Origin of the sequence: Aurantimonas sp. DM33-3 (genome assembly GCF_014334315.1) — a bacterium.
GTDB lineage: Bacteria > Pseudomonadota > Alphaproteobacteria > Rhizobiales > Rhizobiaceae > Aurantimonas > Aurantimonas coralicida.
Window position 1 is genome coordinate 1 of sequence record NZ_JACSGS010000031.1, and the last position, 16,245, is coordinate 16,245.

The window sequence follows — 16,245 nt, forward strand, 5'->3', positions numbered from 1 at the left end:
CCTCATCGATGCATCCGTGCGGGCGAGGTCCGCGAATTCCGCATCGAGGGCCCCGATCCGGTTGTCGAGGGCATGCCATTCGTCCCGCATATCCTCGATCAGCACCCTCATCCGACGGCCGATCGCCGTCTCTTCGGCGAGAAGCTGTTCCAGCCGAAGTTGAAGCCTGCGCCGCCCCTTGGCGATCACGATGCCCCGCTCAAGCAAGATCGCCCGAAGTTGGTTGATCAGAGCCGTGCGCTCTCCGACAAGCCGATCTCGGGCCCGGTGCAGGCTCTGCATGTCGAGCTGCTCGTCGCTCTTCAGATCAACGAAGCGCATTGTGGGACGGGTCGCGGCTTCCGCAATCGCCTCGGCATCCCGATCGTCGTTCTTCTGCGCTTTCACGTAGGGTCGGACATATTCGGGCGACATCAACCGGACATCGTGGCCCTGCTCGCGAAGCTGGCGGCCCAGATGATGAGCGCCGCAACACGCTTCCATCGCCACGATGCATGGGGAAATTCCCGCCGCCAGCTTCAAAACGGTGTCTCTCCGCATTCGACGCCGCAACAAGACTTTTCCAGCAACGTCCATGCCGACGACGCTGCAAATGTCCTTGCCAAGATCGATGCCCAGAACCCTGATCTCACTCATCGGCTCGCCTCCGTGCCATCCTCATCGACGACGCAATCATGCGCCGAGGGAAAGGGGCGAGCCATTCCATAAACACCGGAAATCAATCGGGTCAGGATCGGTTTCCGGCATTCTCCAATACTTCAAACACGATGGGAATCCCTGAAGCACAGGGCATCCAAGGGTTTTTCAGGGCGAACTAATAAGGATCGACCGGCGGTTCGGGAGGTGCCGGCGCAGACGACCGGTGGGGCCGTTGTGGTGGTGGTGCAGCCTGGCAGGGTGAGTCCGCCGGCTGTCGCTGCGGCAAACGTCAGGAATTGCCGACGAGACGGATTACTTGAATTTGATGTCAAAGCTTCGCTCACAACGCGGGTGATAATCATCGCTTCCGTAGGAACCGACCGCTGGAGGCGAACAGAGATTGTTTCCGCTGGGTACAGATGTCCCAGGAACCCATCTGCCGAGATGCTCGGTGGCTCGCCTGCCGCTCCTGCCTACCTGGCCTGTTGGGGCGGTGGGACGATGATCGAAATGAATACGAGCGAGACCTTGTGTTGGGGGTAAGCGTCGTCGTCAGGCCACGGCGGCGAGCCTTTCGGACGGCTTGAACTGCCACGGCATCAGCTCATCGATTGCGCTGTTGGGATGTCCCTGGATGATCAACGTGATGACGGCGGCCATGTAGGCCTGGGGATCGACGCCGTTGAGCTTGCAGGTCTCGATCAGCGAGGCGATGACGGCCCAGTGGCCGGCGCCGCCGTCCGAGCCGGCGAACAGGGCGTTCTTTCTCGTGAGAGCGAGCGGGCGGATGGACCGTTCGACGGTGTTGTTGTCGATCTCGATGCGGCCGTCGCCGGCGAAGCGGCAGAGGCTTTCCCAGCGTGTGAGCGCGTAGCGGATCGCCTCGGCAAGCTTGGTCTTCTGGCTGATGAGCTGAAGCTTCTCGCGCAGGAACGGCTCCAGCGCGTCGAGGATCGGCAGGCTTCTCTCCTGGCGTTTGAGACGGCGGACCTCGGAAGGTCGCCCTCGAATCTCCGCCTCGATCTTGTAGAGCGCAGCAATACGCTCCAGCACCTCGGCGGCGACCGGCGCGGGACCCGCTGCGGCCAGTTCATAGAAGCGTCGACGGACGTGCGCCCAGCAGAAGGCGAGTTGGACGCCACCCTTCTCGGCTAGCACCCTGTAGCCGCCATAGCCGTCGACCTAGAGAACGCCGGCAAATCCCTGGAGATGGGCAATGGGTCGCTCGGCCTTGCGGTCGGGCGCGTAGACATAGACGACGGCAGGCGGATCATCGCCGTCGAAGGGACGATCGTCCCGGGCATAGGCGAAGAGCTGGCCGGTCTTCGTCTGTCCTCGGCCAGGATCGAGAACCGGTGCGGTGGTCTCATCGGCAAACAGCTTGGTCGATGCCTTCAGGTGGCCCAGCAGCCGCTCGTGGACGGGTCGGAGCAGGAACGCCGCCCGGCCGACCCAGTCGGCCAGGGTCGAGCGGTCGAGATGAACACACTGGCGGGCGTAGATCTGCGCCCGGCGATAGAGCGACAGATGGTCTGCATATTTGGACAAGAGCACTTGGGCGACCGTCGCCTCGGTGGGAATGCCACCCTCGATCAACCGCGCCGGTGCCGGCGCCTGGACCACGATCCCTTCGCAGGATCGGCAGCCGTAGCGTGGGCGGCGGGTGACGAGCACGCGGAACTGGGCAGGAACGATGTCGAGGCGCTCGGCGATGTCCTCGCCAATGACATGCAAGGCATGCCGGCATGCATGGGCAGGCCTTTGTCCTCGATGTCGACGACGGTCTCGATCAGCCGTAGATGGGCGGGCAGCGAGCCCCGGTTCGCTCGACGCTTGGCGGCGCGCTCCGTTCGCAGTGCCGGGGCCGCGGTGTCTTCGGCTGCTTCGTCAGCCGCGACGCCCTGCTCGACCTCCTCGAGGCCAAGCAGAAGCTGGTCCTCGGGCAGCGTCTCGGCGCGTCGGCCGAAGCGATGACGCTGCAATTCCTTGATGATCTGCACAAGGCGCTCGGCGCGCAAACGCTCGGCGATCAGCATCGCCTTCAGCGTGCCGGGATCGTCGGGAGGCGTGTCGGCCACCAGGTTCATGCGGGGAGTGAATCACTTCCCCACGCCGGCGGCAACAGGTTTGCGCCTCTTCGCTCAGCCCGATATCACCGGCACCCGAGTATCCCGCATCGCACGGACGCGGCGCCAGTCGAGGCATTCCAACAGTGCCGAGAGCTGCGCGGCCGTCAGGTGCATGGCACTGTCCTGAACCTTTGGCCAGCGGAACTCACCGTCCTCCAGCCGCTTGGCCACCAGTACCACGCCGGTGCCGTCCCAGAATACCAGCTTGATCCGATCGGCGCGCTTGGCCCGGAAGACGTAGACCGCCCCAGAGAACGGATCGGCGCCCATCGTCTCGCGGACCAGGTCTGCCAGCCCCTCGGCACCTTTGCGGAAGTTGACGGGCTTGGTCGCCACCATCACTCGGACGGCGCCGGTCGGACCGATCACACGCCGACCTTCAGGGCTTTGATCACCGTCGCGATCGATTTCGGGCTCGCGTCTGATCCGACGCCGACGACGACACCGCCGAGCTCCAGTTCGATCCCGCCGCCGGCTCGGGTTGCGCCCCGCTTGCGACGTCGCGGCTTCGGCTGATCTCGCGGCATGGCGGTCAAGGGAGGCACGACGATGACGGGCACGAAAGCCGATGCCGCCGCCGAGCCCGCATCAAGATCACGGCGCGCCTCTCGCCACCATCCAAAAACCTGTTGGGGCAACAGTCCATAGCGACGGGCGACTTCCCGAAACCGCCGCGCCCGGCACCAAGGTCTCTTCGAGGATCCGCGCCTTATCGTCCGCCGACCAGCGGCGCCGTCCCCCAGCGCCGTTGATCACCTCAATCCGACGCATCGGCTTAAGCGTAATATCAAAACTAGACACAGAACGATCCTCCTCAGGATCGTCAGCCTCGCCCGTCAGGCTAAAACGCGAAAGGTGGGGCCGGGACGACGCTTACTGTTGGGGGCTGTCAACCCGCGATTCTCCGGCCTGCAGAACGCATTGGCCCTGCCGGCTGATCAATCCATGGCACTGGTCGTGACTCTCGGCCGTGCCAGCCGATCGGATGGGCGAATTCTTGTCGCTGTCTTCGCTTGGTCGGTCATCGCTGCCGCCGTTCTCGGAAGGGGCTTCTAGTGCGGAGAGCGATTTCGGCGCACCTTCCACTTCAGCGGCCGATTGATCTCCCGCGTGAAAGGAAACGACAGAAGCCACGAGGAGGCCGACCAGAACCCTGATCACTCGTCTATTCCTGAGGCGAATGTGGATCAGCGAGCGCCGCATCAGGGCGGCTGATGGGGACGGACGTCAGCGACGTCTTCTTGGCAAGCGCTTCCTCGCCAATCCGTTGGAGAAGCTTCCTGAAGGTGGGATGCATGCCACCATCGGCGTAGGCATGGGCCGAAAACGCAGTGCCATTCGCCATCAGTTGCTCCGCGGCTGCGAAATCAGTCTCGGTTCTGCTTGCGACAAGTGGGTCTGCCGAGTTGGCGGAAGGCGGGCATGCCGCCAGCGGGTCTCTCGGCTCGCCTCCCTCGAACTCGGTGTCGAAGATATAGCGACCGCTGCAATAGGAAACCTTGGGTTGCCATCGGCTTGCCTCAAAGAGGTCATATCCGCGCTTCAGGTCGGTCCAGAAGGCAAAATTCGGGTCGTTGCGGTTCTTTGCCAAGTTTTGCGGCGTCATTCGGAACGGGAAAGCCTGGACCTGGAACGCCGTCTGACCGCCCGTAAGCGCTTCGCGGGCGACGGCATAGATCTCCGCAACGCCTTCATCCGTCAGCGCGTAGCATCCTGATGACGAGCAGGCACCATGAACCATAAGTGCTTCGCCCGTATAGCCGAGGGCCGCCTCGAGTCGGTTCGGATAGCCGAGGTTGAAGGATAGGTAGTACTGTGAATTCGGGTTCAGCATGCCAGCGCTGACATGATAGAATCCCTCCGGCGCCTGACGATCTCCATCCCGCTTCTTCGGACCCAGTTTTCCGGACCATCGGCACATCGGATATGTCTTCAACAGCGCGAACTGGCCGCCGCGATCGCGCTTCCAAATCTCCAACTCGCTTTCCTGCTTGAAGATCCGGATCAGGATCGGTGCGGATGGGGACATCGATTTCCGCGACATCTCGGCGGTGAGCGCCGCGGGAACAGGCTGGGTTGCCTTGCCGTCGATCTCCAGCACGGTGGAAACGCATGCGGTCAAGATAAGGACGAGTGCCCCGATCCCCGCCATCCTGATCGCTTGCAGCATTCTGTAGAGCCCGTGTTCCGCTCGCGCAGTTCCACCTGCGTTTGGGCGTTCCGCCTAGCTTCGCCCTGACATGGTTAAAAAGGCGTTGTCGCCAAACTATGTCGAACGGCTTCCACGCTTGGATCAGAGTTCGAATTCGACCCTCCCGGTGCGCTGTTGCCTCTCCTCACCATCCTCGGCGACCTCGCGTGGCGTGCTTCGCCGCCGATCGCGGCCGCTTCCGGACCGATCAGCGCCGCTGGCGCCCTGCCATACTCTCGCCTTCGAGAACCCGTTTACCAACCATTAGGGTTAACAGATGATGATTGACCCGTGCTTCGTTGGGGACTGGGGGATGTCACATGAAAAGCGGCCGAAACAACATACAGCCGTGGATTTGAGTTGCAGGTCCGGTTGGTTGTCACCCGCGCTGTCGTGCTCGGGTTCATTTCGTGTGGCCTGGTTCTCGTTTCGAGTGAGCAAACGACGTTTAGAGAAGGACCAGCATCTGAGAGCAGCGCGACAATTCTAGGCCGAGATTTGGCAGCCGTTGCCACTTCCAGAGAGGCTAGGGCGGTCAGTCAGGTCCTCGAAGTTCCGGCGTCGAAGGGAGAGAGGCATCCCAAGGCCGCCGAGGAACAGAGGCCTAGGCCAGAAGCACGCGCTCCGGCCGCAACAGCGAGTGCTGCAGAGAGGCCGCGGCGCGCGTCTCGAGTTCCGGCGATGGCAACCTCCCGAGCTTTCACTGGAAAGGGTGGTCGTGTTCTCGTTGCCGCGACTTCCAGTCGGTCGAACTCTTCTGGCTCGGCACAACGTGGATCTATTCTGCGGGCGGAACTTAGGATCGGAGATGAGCAACTACGCACGTCGCTCGCCGGGCCCGAATCGACTGAAGGTCGGTTCCGTACCGCCGCGATCTTCCGTTCACGTTATCCCGATCTCCAGCTCCTTGAGGAGAAGTATAGGGCAGTCGACCGGCAATTGCCGTCTCGGTTTGACGAACTTGCGGAAGATGCTGCCGATGAGACGGACGATCTCTTAACGGTTGCCTACGCGCCCGCAGTCAGACCGGAGTTCTCGCTTTTCGATCACGTTCTCGGTGAGCCGAAGAGAAGCTTCGTGCCACCGCTCGGATCAGAGGACCATTCCTGGGCCGCAACGCCGCTGCCCGCTTCCGCCTTCGCAGAGGACGAGCAGACATGCCTTGCCAATGGCATCTACTTCGAGGCGCGCGGCGAAGAGGAGGAGGGTCAGGCCGCCGTCGCGCAGGTCATCCTCAACCGTGTCCGCAATCCAGCCTATCCCGACACCATCTGCGGGGTCGTCTACCAGAACCAGAGTTGGAAGAACCGCTGCCAATTCTCGTTCGCCTGTGATGGCATCGAGGATCGAATCACCGATCGCCGCGCCTATGCGACAGCCGAGCTGATCGGCCACAAGGTCAGCAACGGGGAGATCTGGCTTTCGAGCGTCGGCTCCGCGACCAATTACCACGCAACCTATGTCAACCCGCGGTGGGCCGAGGCCATGAAGCGGGTCGACAAGATCGGGCGTCACATCTTTTATCGAACCTTCAATGGCGGCTGGGATTGAAGGCCGCTCCCTGTCCAATCCTATAGCAACTTGCGAGGCCTCTGGCGCTTTCGCTCTCCGCTCCTAGCGGAGGGGGGACAAGACGCGAGGAAATCGCTACAGCAATCATGCCGAAGCCGGCAATGACGTTTGAAGCTTGTAGCCTTATCGCTCGACTCGACGCCATCCTCATCTCATGCTCCGCCCCGCAAGTCTGTCCTACCCGGTATGCAGAAGCTGGCTGACTCATCTCTCGAAAAAGGTCGCCTCGCATGACGTCTCTTGGCTTTCGTGGTCTCGCTGCTGCGGCGGTGGTCGCAGGATTAATGGCGCCGGCAATGGCGCAGGAGTCAGCATTTGCACCGCCCTCACCGCCTTCAGAACAGCAGGCGCCGGAGAGCAACGAGGCCGTGGTGGCGACGGTCAATGGTCAACCGATCTTGAGATCCGAGGTCTTGGACGTGATCAGCGAGTTGCCGCCACAGTACCAGCAGGTGCCGATCGAGGTGCTGGCACCTCGGATTGCCGAACAGATCGCCGCCGTCCGACTCGTTGCCGAGAAGGCATACGAGGCTGGACTTCAGAACGATCCAGAGGTGTAGACATGCAGATCTGTTCAACAAGCGCGGCCGAGACTGGCTTTCGAGACAAACAGTGCCGGACGAACGGGCCGCGATCGCCCGCCACGTGCGTGAGATCGACCGTCTGGCTGACGACCTTGCCGATCTGGACGGCGACATCGCGAAAGACACGGTAGACGATGCCGATGCCCAGCGGCTTTTGACGATCGCAGGGGTCAATGCCGTGGTCGCTGCCGGCATCGTTGCTGCTATCGGAGACGTGTCCCGCTTTCGCGAACCGCAGAAGCTCGTGAGCTACTTCGGTCTCAATCTGTCATTCGGCCCTTTAATTGCGGCTCGCTGTCAACTCCCACTTTGATGTCTCCGCCGGGGTCAGGGTCCTTTTCGAGGTCGCTGCCTCATGATGGTTTTCGGGGGTGGACGCCTCGATGTGTGCAACGACGTCAGATACCTGCGTCAGCCGAATGACCGAGGTCGCCGTCACCACCGTCCCGGCGGGGACATCGGGTCGCGTCGAGTTTCGATGCGACACCGATCGGAATGACGATCAGACGGATGAGATCATCGCGGGCTCCTTACCCCACTCGAATTCAGTACCGTCGGTCCAGATACAATGCAGGATGACAGCGAGCTTGCGGGCGAGCGCGGTGTGGGCCTTCTTGTAGCCGACACGCCGGGCAAGCTGTTCCCCCCAGGCTTTCAGCCGAGACCATCGCTTCGTCCGATGCAGAAGCACTGTGGCTGCTTCGTAAAGATTGACACGCAGGGCGCGGTCGCCCCATTTCGACACGCCGCCTTGCGTGTCTGTCTTTCCGGACTGATGCCGTCGCGGCGTTAGGCCGAGGTAGGCACCGACTGTCTGGGCCGAAGCAAACCGAGACGGATCATCGATCGTGTGGCGATAGGCGAGTGCGGTCACGACGCCGATGCCGGGAACAGTCATGAGGCGGCGGACCACTTCATCGGATCGCGCGACATCCTGAAGCTTCCTGTCAATCTTGGCCTGTTCAGCAAGAACATGCTCGTAGACCGACAGAAGGTGTTCGACGATGCCTGAGAGTCCGTCCGGAAAGGTCATGATGCGCGGCCAAGGCGGCGAATGAGGATCATGACCGAGGCGGCATAGAGGAAGGCGGTGGCAGAGGCGATCGTGGCCTCCGGGTCTTTCCAGAGCCGGCGGTTCCTGCTGATCCAGGCGAAGAACCGCTCGACGACCCAGCGGCGCGGGTGAACTGCGAAGCCGACCTGATCAGGCGGCTTCCTGACGATCTCGATGTCGATCGCCGAGGCGTTCTGCGGCTTGTTGCCGGAATAGGCGCTGTCGGCGAAAGCCTTCTCGACGAACGGATATGATTTGCGCGACACCTCGAGAATGGGCACGGCGCCGTCCCGGTCCTGGACGTTGGCCGGTTGCGGGTCGATGACGAGCGCCCTTCCGTCCGTATCCACCATGGTCTGTCGTTTGCGCCCGGCGACCTTCTTGCCCGCGTCATAGCCCTTCGGCCCACCGCTTTCGGTGGTTTTGACGCTCTGGCTGTCAATGACAGCGGCGCTTGGCGACGCCTCGCGGCCGAGCCGTTCGCGGTCCATCATTACAAGACGATGGTTGATGCTGGCGAAGACGCCGTTGTCGCGCCAGCGGCTGAAATGATCGAAGACCGTGCTCTTGGGCGGGAGGTCATTTGGTATGAGACGCCAGCCAATGCCGCCGCGCAGGACGTAAAAGATCGCATTGACGATCTCGCGAAGGGGCCACTTGAGCGGCCGCCCCGCCGCCTTCGGCTTCGGCAGTGACCTGAGACCCTGAACTTCCTCCAGATTTGGGTAGAGTCCGTCGATCACGGAGACGGACGATGCGACCATCACGGTTCACAGAGGAACAGATCATTGGAATGCTGAAGGAGCAGGAGGCCGGCGCGAAAACGGCGGATGTCTGCCGCAAGCATGGTATCTCGTCGGCGACCTTCTACAAGTTCAAGGCGAAGTTCGGCGGCATGGAGGTGTCGGACGCCCGCCGCCTGAAGGCGCTTGAGGACGAGAATGCCCGGCTGAAGAAGCTCCTTGCCGAGCAGATGCTCGACAACGCGATACTGAAGGATGTCGCCGCAAAAAATGTATGGTCCGCCCCGTCCGTGCAAGGGATCGCGACATCGCGGATGACGATTCCAGTTGCGTAAATGTATCCGGCCTCTCGCGAGTGGACTGCTGTTGCAGCCAGGCCATGATGAGATCCGCGCACGCCGTTCCCAATAATGTATGGTCCGCCCCGTCCGTGCAAGGGATCGCGACATCGCGGATGACGATTCCAGTTGCGTAAATGTATCCGGCCTCTCGCGAGTGGACTGCTGTTGCAGCCAGGCCATGATGAGATCCGCGCACGCCGTTCCCAATAAATGGTTCGGGCACGAAGCCCGCTTTTTTGCACAGGGCTTACGGCATGCTGATCCACTGTTTCGTCATCGCTATTCCCGAGCCTTGCAAGCGAGCCGGAAGCTTCAGGCGAATGCAGGATCCCTGCGTTCGTAGAGCGCTCCCGGCTTGGTCAGGACAACCCAAACGATGCGCGCCATCTTGGCGGCGAGCGCGACAACCGCCTTGTTCGGGTGCATTCGACTCTGTAGCCCATCAAGCCAATTTCCAAGACGGTCCCGGGTTCGATCCAGGTGCCGGAAACAGGATCGAGCGCCGTGCACAAGAAGTTTGCGGACGTAGCGGTTCCCGCGCTTGCTGATGCCGAGGAGCTTCTGCTTACCTCCGGTCGAATGTTCCCTCGGAACCAGGCCCAGCCATGCAGCCAGATCACGAGCCTTCCGGAACTGGCGTCCATTGCCGACGGCCGCAAGAAGGGCTGTGGCGCCTAATGCCCCGATCCCGGGGATCGTCATAAGCCGGCGGGCAACATCTTCTCGGTCCGCAATCGCAGCGATCTCTTTCGTCATCCCGTCGATACGCTGCTCCAGGCGGCGCAGATCGGCGAACAAGTCCGTGAGAAGTCTGCGCATCGCCGGCGAGAGGTCGTTCGACGCATCGTCGAGGACACGCGGCAAGTCGAGCTTGAACAGGCCCGCTCCCTGTCTCAATGCAAGGCCGTACTCCAGGCAGAAAGCCCGCATCTGGTTGATGAGACGAGTTCTTGTGCCGATCATCTGATCGCGTACCCGATGCATCGCCTGGAGGTCAGCCTGTTCCTCGCTCTTGATCGTCGCAAACCGCATTGTCGGCCGAGTGGCTGCCTCGGCGATGGCCTCGGCATCGATGATGTCGCTCTTGTTCGACTTCACGTAAGGCTTCACGAACTGCGCCGGGATCAGGCGAACCTTGTGTCCCAGCGCCTGCAGTCTCCTCGCCATCCATTGTGATCCAGCGCACGATTCCATGCCGACGATCGCCGGCGCGGCGCGCTCAAAGAACTGCAGCAGCGTATCGCGCCGGAAGCGAGCGCGCTGGACCGGCTCACCGCCGCTGTCCAGGCCCACGACGTGGAAGACGTTTTTGCCAATATCGATCCCGTAGACTGCCGCAGGACGCGGCGCATTGCGTGGGGACATTGCAACCTCCTTCGGTGTGACCAACCAGATAATGCTGCGAGAGGACGGGGCGGACCATCCCATTAATGGTAACGCCCGATGCGAAGCGGAAGGCGGTGGTTCATGCCTGCAAGGTGCATGGGATGAGCCAGCGTCGGGCGTGCCAGGCTCTGAGGATCGACCGTTCGACGGTGCGCTACACCAGCATCCGTCCGGACGACGCTCCATTGCGCGAGGCGATGAAGGCGGTGGCGGCGGAACGCCGGCGGTTTGGCTATCGCAGGATCCACGTCATGCTGCACCGTCAGGGCCTCGTGATGAACCAGAAGAAGCTGCGGCGCCTCTACCGCGAGGAGAAGCTGCAGGTGCGCCGCCGTGGCGGTCGCAAGCGAGCACTGGGCACGCGCAGGCCGATGTTGGTTCCCGATTGCGCCAACGCCCGCTGGAGCCTGGACTTCATCTCCGACACCTTCACCGACGGCCGTCGCTTCCGGGTGCTGGCCGTGGTCGACGATTACACGCGGGAATGCTTGGCGCTTGTCGCCGACACCTCGCTGTCAGGCTTGCGCGTCGTGCGCGAGTTGGACGCCATCATCTGCTGGCGTGGGCAGCCCGCTACGATCGTCTCCGACAATGGCACCGAACTGACCTCGATGGCGGTCCTGCGATGGTCCCAGCAGACCGGCGTCGAATGGCATTACATCGCGCCGGGAAAGCCCATGCAGAATGCCTTCGTGGAGAGCTTCAACGGGCGCTTCAGGGACGAGTGCCTCAATGACACGCTGTTCTCGACACTGTCCGAGGCCCGCAGCGCCATCACCTCATGGAAGGAGGATTACAACCATCACAGACCACACTCGGCCCTCGGCAACGTGCCGCCGGCCGAGTTCGCAATGAAATCCACACTGGAAACACAGGCCGCCTAAGGCCAAGAACGAAACCCAGGACTCTCCCTCAAACCGGAGGAGATTGGGGTCTCAGGTCAGCAGCAACGGCTCGAGAATTTCCCATTCCGCATCGGTAAGATCGGTTTCGTAGCGCAGGTGATCGCGGTTATGCTCCGCACGAGTGGTCGGGGTCCACATGGCTCTTCCAGATCAGGCTTCAGACACCTTCTGGAATCATCGCCATCCCGGCCATTCAACCCTTTCCGGACGGGCTCTTAGAGGACGGGCCGATCAATAAGCAGTTCTCGGATCCGGCTAGTGAACGCTCGTCCCACGGCTCGCGGCATGCGTTGGCCTATCTCACCAAGCATTGAACGCATTTAGTTTTGCAGGTCCCTCCGCATCATCACCAGGCGGGTGCGTGCAGTTCGCAACGTGCGTGTCGCCTGACTTTCCTGGCTGTCAAACGGCCTTCAAAATTGGGTCTGACGCACTTTCGATGACGATCAGGCGGCGCCGAGCAAGCGGGCCTCGAGAAGATCAAGCTTGGCGCGCCCGTACATCTGCCGCTTCACGAGCTTGAGCTTGTTCACCTGGCCTTCCGTCTGGCCGTTCGACCACGGTTCGGTAATCTCGCCCTGCACTGCGGATGCATCCTTTATGATGCCGCGAGCGAAGGACGCCAACAAACTTCCCTCGGCATCGTGAATCCAGGACGAAAGATCCCCGACTTCTCGACTGCGGATCATGGCATGAAACCGGTCGATCAACTCTCTCGCCTTGGCCAGGTTGGGCACTCCGGCTTCGATCGCGGCGACCGTGACCGTCTCGGTCTTCGTCAAATGATCTCGCTTCATGGAGTTCCCCCGGTTTCGTGGACAGTACAGGCTTGCGTTCTCGAGGCTGGCTTTGGCGCTCCTTTCGTAGTTGATGGGTGACTGGTAGCCGAGGGCGGAATGGCGCCTGGCGGGGTTGTACCAGCCCTCGATGAACTTGAAGACGGCCATGCGAGCCTCGGCCTTGGTCCGGAATTTGCGCCGATCGAGCAACTCGCATTCCAGCGTGGCAAAGAAGCTCTCGCACATGGCGTTGTCGTAGGCGTCGCCCACCGAGCCCATCGACGGGCGCAAGCCGGCTTCCTTGCATCTCAGGCCAAAGGCCACTGACGTATATTGGGTAGATTCAAGCGGTCGACGCAACACGAACTATTTCTTACTTCATCAGCCATTGATCAAGGGCTTCGGCCGGGGTTTTCCAGCCAAGAGTTTTTCGCGGCCTGGCATTGAGGGTGGCGGCCACGGCGGCAATCGTCTCCGCGGAATGGGCGCTGAGGTCAGTGCCTTTTGGGAAGTACTGGCGCAGCAGTCCGTTGGTGTTCTCGTTGGTGCCGCGCTGCCAGGGGCTCTGCGGATCGCAGAAGTAGACCTCGTCGCCCGTATCGATCTTGAGGGCGGCGTGCTGGGCCATTTCGGCGCCCTGGTCCCAGGTCAACGAACGGCGCAGCTCCTGAGGCAAGGTCACGATGGTGCCGAGGCGCTGTCCCGAAGCCGACCGCGCCGGCTTTGCCATGTCCTCGACGCCGGGCAAAGGCACGCTGGTGGAAATTTTGTTTCCGCCCCAGCGGGTTCTGACCGACTGACGCCTCCGCGACCGGCCGCCGGAACCGGGCCGTCGCCGGCGGCCTAGTTTAGAATTCTTCTAATACATTGATTTTACTGGTTTATCGATTGGCAAGGTGTTGCGCTGGCCGGCGCCATCCGGCATAGGTGAGTGGCTGCCGCAAGATTTAGCGGCCATCGCCATTCAAACGGTCTTCGGATCGCCTGCCTGTCAACGTCGCGTTCGCCGGCTTTCGGCATCGCGCAGCATGGGAAGAGATTTTCATGATGCCCAGCATCTCCCGCCGCCTCGCCCTGTCGACGGCCGTTCTGGCCGCGGCCTTCGCGCCGGCTGTCGCCAGCGCCGCCGACGTCAACATCTACACCTCGCGCCAGCCCGAACTGATCCAGCCGCTGCTCGACGCCTTCACCGAGGAGAGCGGCCTCACCACCGCGACGATCTTCATCGACAAGGGCCTGGAAGAGCGGATCGCGGCCGAGGGCGCCAATTCGCCGGCCGACGTGATCATGACCGTCGATATCGGCCGCCTCGACGCCGCCAAGCAGGCCGGCGTCGTCCAGCCGGTCGAGGACGAGATCCTCGAGAAGAACATTCCGGAAGCCTATCGCGACAGCGAGAAGGAATGGTTCGGCCTCACCGCCCGCGGCCGCGTCGTCTACGCCTCCAAGGAGCGCGTCGATGCCGATGCGCTGACCTACGAGGAACTGGCTGATCCCAAGTGGAAGGGCCGGCTGTGCACCCGTTCGGGCCAGCACCAGTACAACATTGCCCTGATCGCGGCCTATATCGCCCATAACGGCGAAGAGGCGGCGCGCGAATGGGTCACGGGTCTGCGCGACAATCTCGCCCGCCGGCCCGAAGGTGGCGACCGCGACCAGGCCAAGGCGATCTTCGCCGGCGAATGCGACGTCGCGCTGGGCTATACCTACTATGTCGGCAAGATGGCGACCAACGAGAAGGAGCCGGAGCAGAAGGAGTGGGCGGACGCTATCAAGGTGATCATGCCGACCTTCGAGAACGGCCTGACCCACGTCAACATCTCCGGCGTCGCGCTGGCCAAGAACGCGCCGAACCGTGACAATGCCGTCAAGCTGATGGAATTCCTGTCCGGCGACGAGGCGCAGAAGATCTACGCCGAGTTGAACTACGAATATCCGCTGGAGCCAAGCATCGAGGCGTCCGAACTGGTCAAGTCCTTCGGCGACCTGAAGCCCGACACGCTGCCGCTCGACGAGATCGCCAAGTTCCGCACCAAGGCCTCCGAGATGGTCGACGAGGTCGGCTACGACAACGGGCCGCGGAGCTGAGCCCATCTGACATACTAGAGCGCATCCTCTGATCGATGAATCGGATGTGAAGTGACGGTGGGCCCGACGTCTGATTCAACTTCTACCTCGATGGAGGTGGATGATGGCCAGAGCGTTGAGCGAGGATCTGCGGTCACGGGTTTTGAAGGCGTCGTCGGACGGGATATCTGCACGGGAGGCCGCCGCCCGGTTCGGGATCGGCATATCGACCGCGATCCGGTGGATTGGGAGAGCCAGGATCGGCGAACGGACGGCCCGGCGACAAGGCTGGCAGCGTGGGTCGACCCTCGATCCGCACGAAGCCTTCATCGTCGGAATGATCGAGGAGCAGAAGGACATCACGCTCGACGAGATGGTGAGCCGTCTCGATGCGGAGGCGGATGTCCGGATAGGTCGCAGCGCCTTGAGCGTCTGGCTCCGCCGCCGTGGCTGGACGTTCAAAAACGTATGGCCCGCCCCGTTGGCAAGTCGGTTGCGTCAGGCTTTGTTCGGTCGTGCACAAACGTATCCGGCGTAGCGGCACGTCGGCCCTCGCCATGATGGACATCCGCGCGTCCTGGTCCTCATAAAAGGCTCGGCGTCGATGCGCCGTTTTTTGAACCAGGCTTCCAGGAACGCGGGTATTCGACCCTTCCGGCCATAAGCCTCGTTCCGCCAACCTCAAATGGCTCCGTCGATCCGGGCCAATCTTTCGACTATCCAGTTATCTCAGGCCGTCATCAATGTGCCCTTCCCCGGCTCGAAGCTGACACCGCGCCGCAGTGTAGCCCATGCGATGCGGGTAAGCTTGGCGGCGAGCGCGACGATGACGACGTTCCGGTGCGCCCTCGACAGCAGACCTCGAAGCCAATCGCCCAGGGGCGTTTCTTGTTTGGAGAAGCTCGGCAGCGCCGCACGCGCCCCATGGATCAGCAGCATGCGCAGGTAGATGTTCCCGCGCTTGGTGATGCCGAGAAGCCGCGGCTTGCCGCCGGTCGTCATCTGCTTCGGCACGAGGCCAAGCCAGCACATCGCGCGCCCGTCGGAACGCTTCACCATCTCCAACGGCCGCCACCAGCGCGGTTGCGCCAAGGACGCCGGTGCCGGGTATCGAGGTCAGCCGGCTCGCCGCCTCGTCGGCACGTGCATGCTCGGTCAGATTGTCGTTCAAGGCATCGATCCGCTCATCGAGTGATCGCCACTCGGCTCGCATGTCCCCGATGAACGTCACGATGCGGGTCGAAAGGTCCGAAGGCGGTCCGGCGAGGAACGGATCGATCTCGCGTTCGAGAATTTTGCGCCCCTGCCGGAAGGTGTGGCCACGCTCCAGCAGGATCGCGCGGAGCTGGTTCACGAGCGACTTGCGCGCTGCCACCAGGCGAGAGCGGGCTCGGTGCAGGGTCTGCAGGTCGAGCCGGTCCTGGCTCTTCAACTCGACGAAGCGCATGGTTGGCCGCGTCGCCGCCTCGGCGATCCCCGCCGCATCGTTGTCGTCGTTCTTCTACGCACGGACGTAAGACCGGACATATTCGGGCGACATCAGCCGGACATCATGTCCTTTCGCGGCAAAGAGACGGCCGACATGATGGGCACCGCAGCACCCCTCCATGGCGACGGTACAGGATGGAAGTGGACTTGCCCGGCTTTTGTGGAGAGCGTTTAGCTCATTTCCCGGGCGTTTCGCTCGAAGGCGATGGGGCTCTGGAAGCCGAGTGATGAATGGCGCCTGACGGGGTTATAGAACCCGTCGATGTATTGGGCGACGGCGTTTTCGGCCTGCTTGCGGGATTGCCATGCGACCTGCCAGATCAGCTCCGACTTGATGGTCTTGAAGAACGTTTCCACCATCGAGTTG

10 protein-coding genes and 11 pseudogenes are annotated in these 16,245 nt (G+C 62.2%); 7 read left to right on the forward strand and 14 right to left on the reverse strand.

What is annotated here, in order from left to right:
- The 5 genes and pseudogenes from H9Q09_RS21670 to H9Q09_RS21695 all read right to left on the reverse strand — a co-directional run.
- Positions 1 to 636, reverse strand: a 636-nt coding sequence (locus H9Q09_RS21670) for an IS110 family transposase (RefSeq protein ID WP_187392793.1), incomplete at its 3' end; no start/stop codon positions are given.
- Between the two features lie 555 nt (positions 637 to 1,191).
- Positions 1,192 to 2,726: pseudogene (locus H9Q09_RS21680) on the reverse strand (IS66 family transposase).
- Between the two features lie 54 nt (positions 2,727 to 2,780).
- Positions 2,781 to 3,137, reverse strand: coding sequence for an IS66 family insertion sequence element accessory protein TnpB (gene tnpB, locus H9Q09_RS21685; RefSeq protein WP_187392795.1), 357 nt, complete (start codon positions 3,135 to 3,137; stop codon positions 2,781 to 2,783).
- Positions 3,134 to 3,406 (reverse strand): hypothetical protein, encoded by a 273-nt coding sequence (locus H9Q09_RS21690; RefSeq protein WP_187392796.1) that lies wholly within the window; start codon positions 3,404 to 3,406, stop codon positions 3,134 to 3,136. Before H9Q09_RS21690 ends, tnpB begins: the two co-directional genes overlap by 4 nt.
- Positions 3,407 to 3,933: 527 nt before the next feature.
- Positions 3,934 to 4,938, reverse strand: coding sequence for a murein L,D-transpeptidase family protein (locus H9Q09_RS21695; RefSeq protein WP_187392797.1), 1,005 nt, complete (start codon positions 4,936 to 4,938; stop codon positions 3,934 to 3,936).
- A gap of 981 nt (positions 4,939 to 5,919) precedes the next feature.
- Here H9Q09_RS21695 and H9Q09_RS21700 point away from each other — a divergent pair.
- The 3 genes and pseudogenes from H9Q09_RS21700 to H9Q09_RS22830 all read left to right on the forward strand — a co-directional run.
- Positions 5,920 to 6,510 (forward strand): annotated as a pseudogene (locus tag H9Q09_RS21700) (cell wall hydrolase); the annotation flags it as partial.
- A gap of 251 nt (positions 6,511 to 6,761) precedes the next feature.
- A complete protein-coding gene (locus tag H9Q09_RS21705; protein ID WP_187392799.1) occupies positions 6,762 to 7,091 on the forward strand; it encodes a hypothetical protein in 330 nt (109 codons plus the stop codon).
- A 52-nt stretch (positions 7,092 to 7,143) separates the two neighbouring features.
- A complete protein-coding gene (locus H9Q09_RS22830) occupies positions 7,144 to 7,428 on the forward strand; it encodes a transposase (protein WP_348646348.1) in 285 nt (94 codons plus the stop codon).
- 189 nt (positions 7,429 to 7,617) lie between these two features.
- Here H9Q09_RS22830 and H9Q09_RS21715 read toward each other — a convergent pair whose 3' ends face one another.
- Positions 7,618 to 8,148: an IS110 family transposase gene (locus H9Q09_RS21715; RefSeq protein WP_187392800.1), complete on the reverse strand. Its 531-nt coding sequence runs from the start codon at positions 8,146 to 8,148 to the stop codon at positions 7,618 to 7,620.
- A pseudogene (locus H9Q09_RS21720) lies at positions 8,145 to 8,861 on the reverse strand (IS5 family transposase); the annotation flags it as partial. The pseudogene H9Q09_RS21720 and the gene H9Q09_RS21715, both read right to left, overlap by 4 nt.
- Before the next feature lie 62 nt (positions 8,862 to 8,923).
- Here H9Q09_RS21720 and H9Q09_RS21725 point away from each other — a divergent pair.
- Positions 8,924 to 9,172, forward strand: a pseudogene (locus H9Q09_RS21725) (transposase); the annotation flags it as partial.
- Between the two features lie 393 nt (positions 9,173 to 9,565).
- Here H9Q09_RS21725 and H9Q09_RS21730 read toward each other — a convergent pair.
- Entirely contained in the window at positions 9,566 to 10,618 is a 1,053-nt protein-coding gene (locus H9Q09_RS21730) for an IS110 family transposase (protein ID WP_187392801.1), read from the reverse strand.
- A gap of 65 nt (positions 10,619 to 10,683) precedes the next feature.
- Between H9Q09_RS21730 and H9Q09_RS21735 the strand changes: the two are divergent.
- Positions 10,684 to 11,523 (forward strand): annotated as a pseudogene (locus H9Q09_RS21735) (IS3 family transposase); the annotation flags it as partial.
- Between the two features lie 60 nt (positions 11,524 to 11,583).
- Here H9Q09_RS21735 and H9Q09_RS21740 read toward each other — a convergent pair.
- From H9Q09_RS21740 to H9Q09_RS21755, 4 pseudogenes are all read right to left on the reverse strand, one after another.
- Positions 11,584 to 11,682 (reverse strand): annotated as a pseudogene (locus H9Q09_RS21740) (IS5/IS1182 family transposase); the annotation flags it as partial.
- A gap of 308 nt (positions 11,683 to 11,990) precedes the next feature.
- A pseudogene (locus tag H9Q09_RS21745) lies at positions 11,991 to 12,335 on the reverse strand (transposase); the annotation flags it as partial.
- A gap of 51 nt (positions 12,336 to 12,386) precedes the next feature.
- A pseudogene (locus H9Q09_RS21750) lies at positions 12,387 to 12,662 on the reverse strand (integrase core domain-containing protein); the annotation flags it as partial.
- A gap of 34 nt (positions 12,663 to 12,696) precedes the next feature.
- Positions 12,697 to 13,008, reverse strand: a pseudogene (locus H9Q09_RS21755) (IS30 family transposase); the annotation flags it as partial.
- Between the two features lie 359 nt (positions 13,009 to 13,367).
- Between H9Q09_RS21755 and H9Q09_RS21760 the strand changes: the two are divergent.
- Positions 13,368 to 14,411, forward strand: coding sequence for a Fe(3+) ABC transporter substrate-binding protein (locus H9Q09_RS21760; RefSeq protein ID WP_187392803.1), 1,044 nt, complete (start codon positions 13,368 to 13,370; stop codon positions 14,409 to 14,411).
- A gap of 103 nt (positions 14,412 to 14,514) precedes the next feature.
- Positions 14,515 to 14,850 (forward strand): annotated as a pseudogene (locus H9Q09_RS21765) (transposase); the annotation flags it as partial.
- A 269-nt stretch (positions 14,851 to 15,119) separates the two neighbouring features.
- Here the strand turns inward: H9Q09_RS21765 and H9Q09_RS22595 are convergent.
- Positions 15,120 to 16,026 (reverse strand): annotated as a pseudogene (locus H9Q09_RS22595) (IS110 family transposase); the annotation flags it as partial.
- A 23-nt stretch (positions 16,027 to 16,049) separates the two neighbouring features.
- The coding region (locus H9Q09_RS21780) for an IS3 family transposase (protein WP_187392806.1) at positions 16,050 to 16,245 on the reverse strand (196 nt) is incomplete at its 5' end.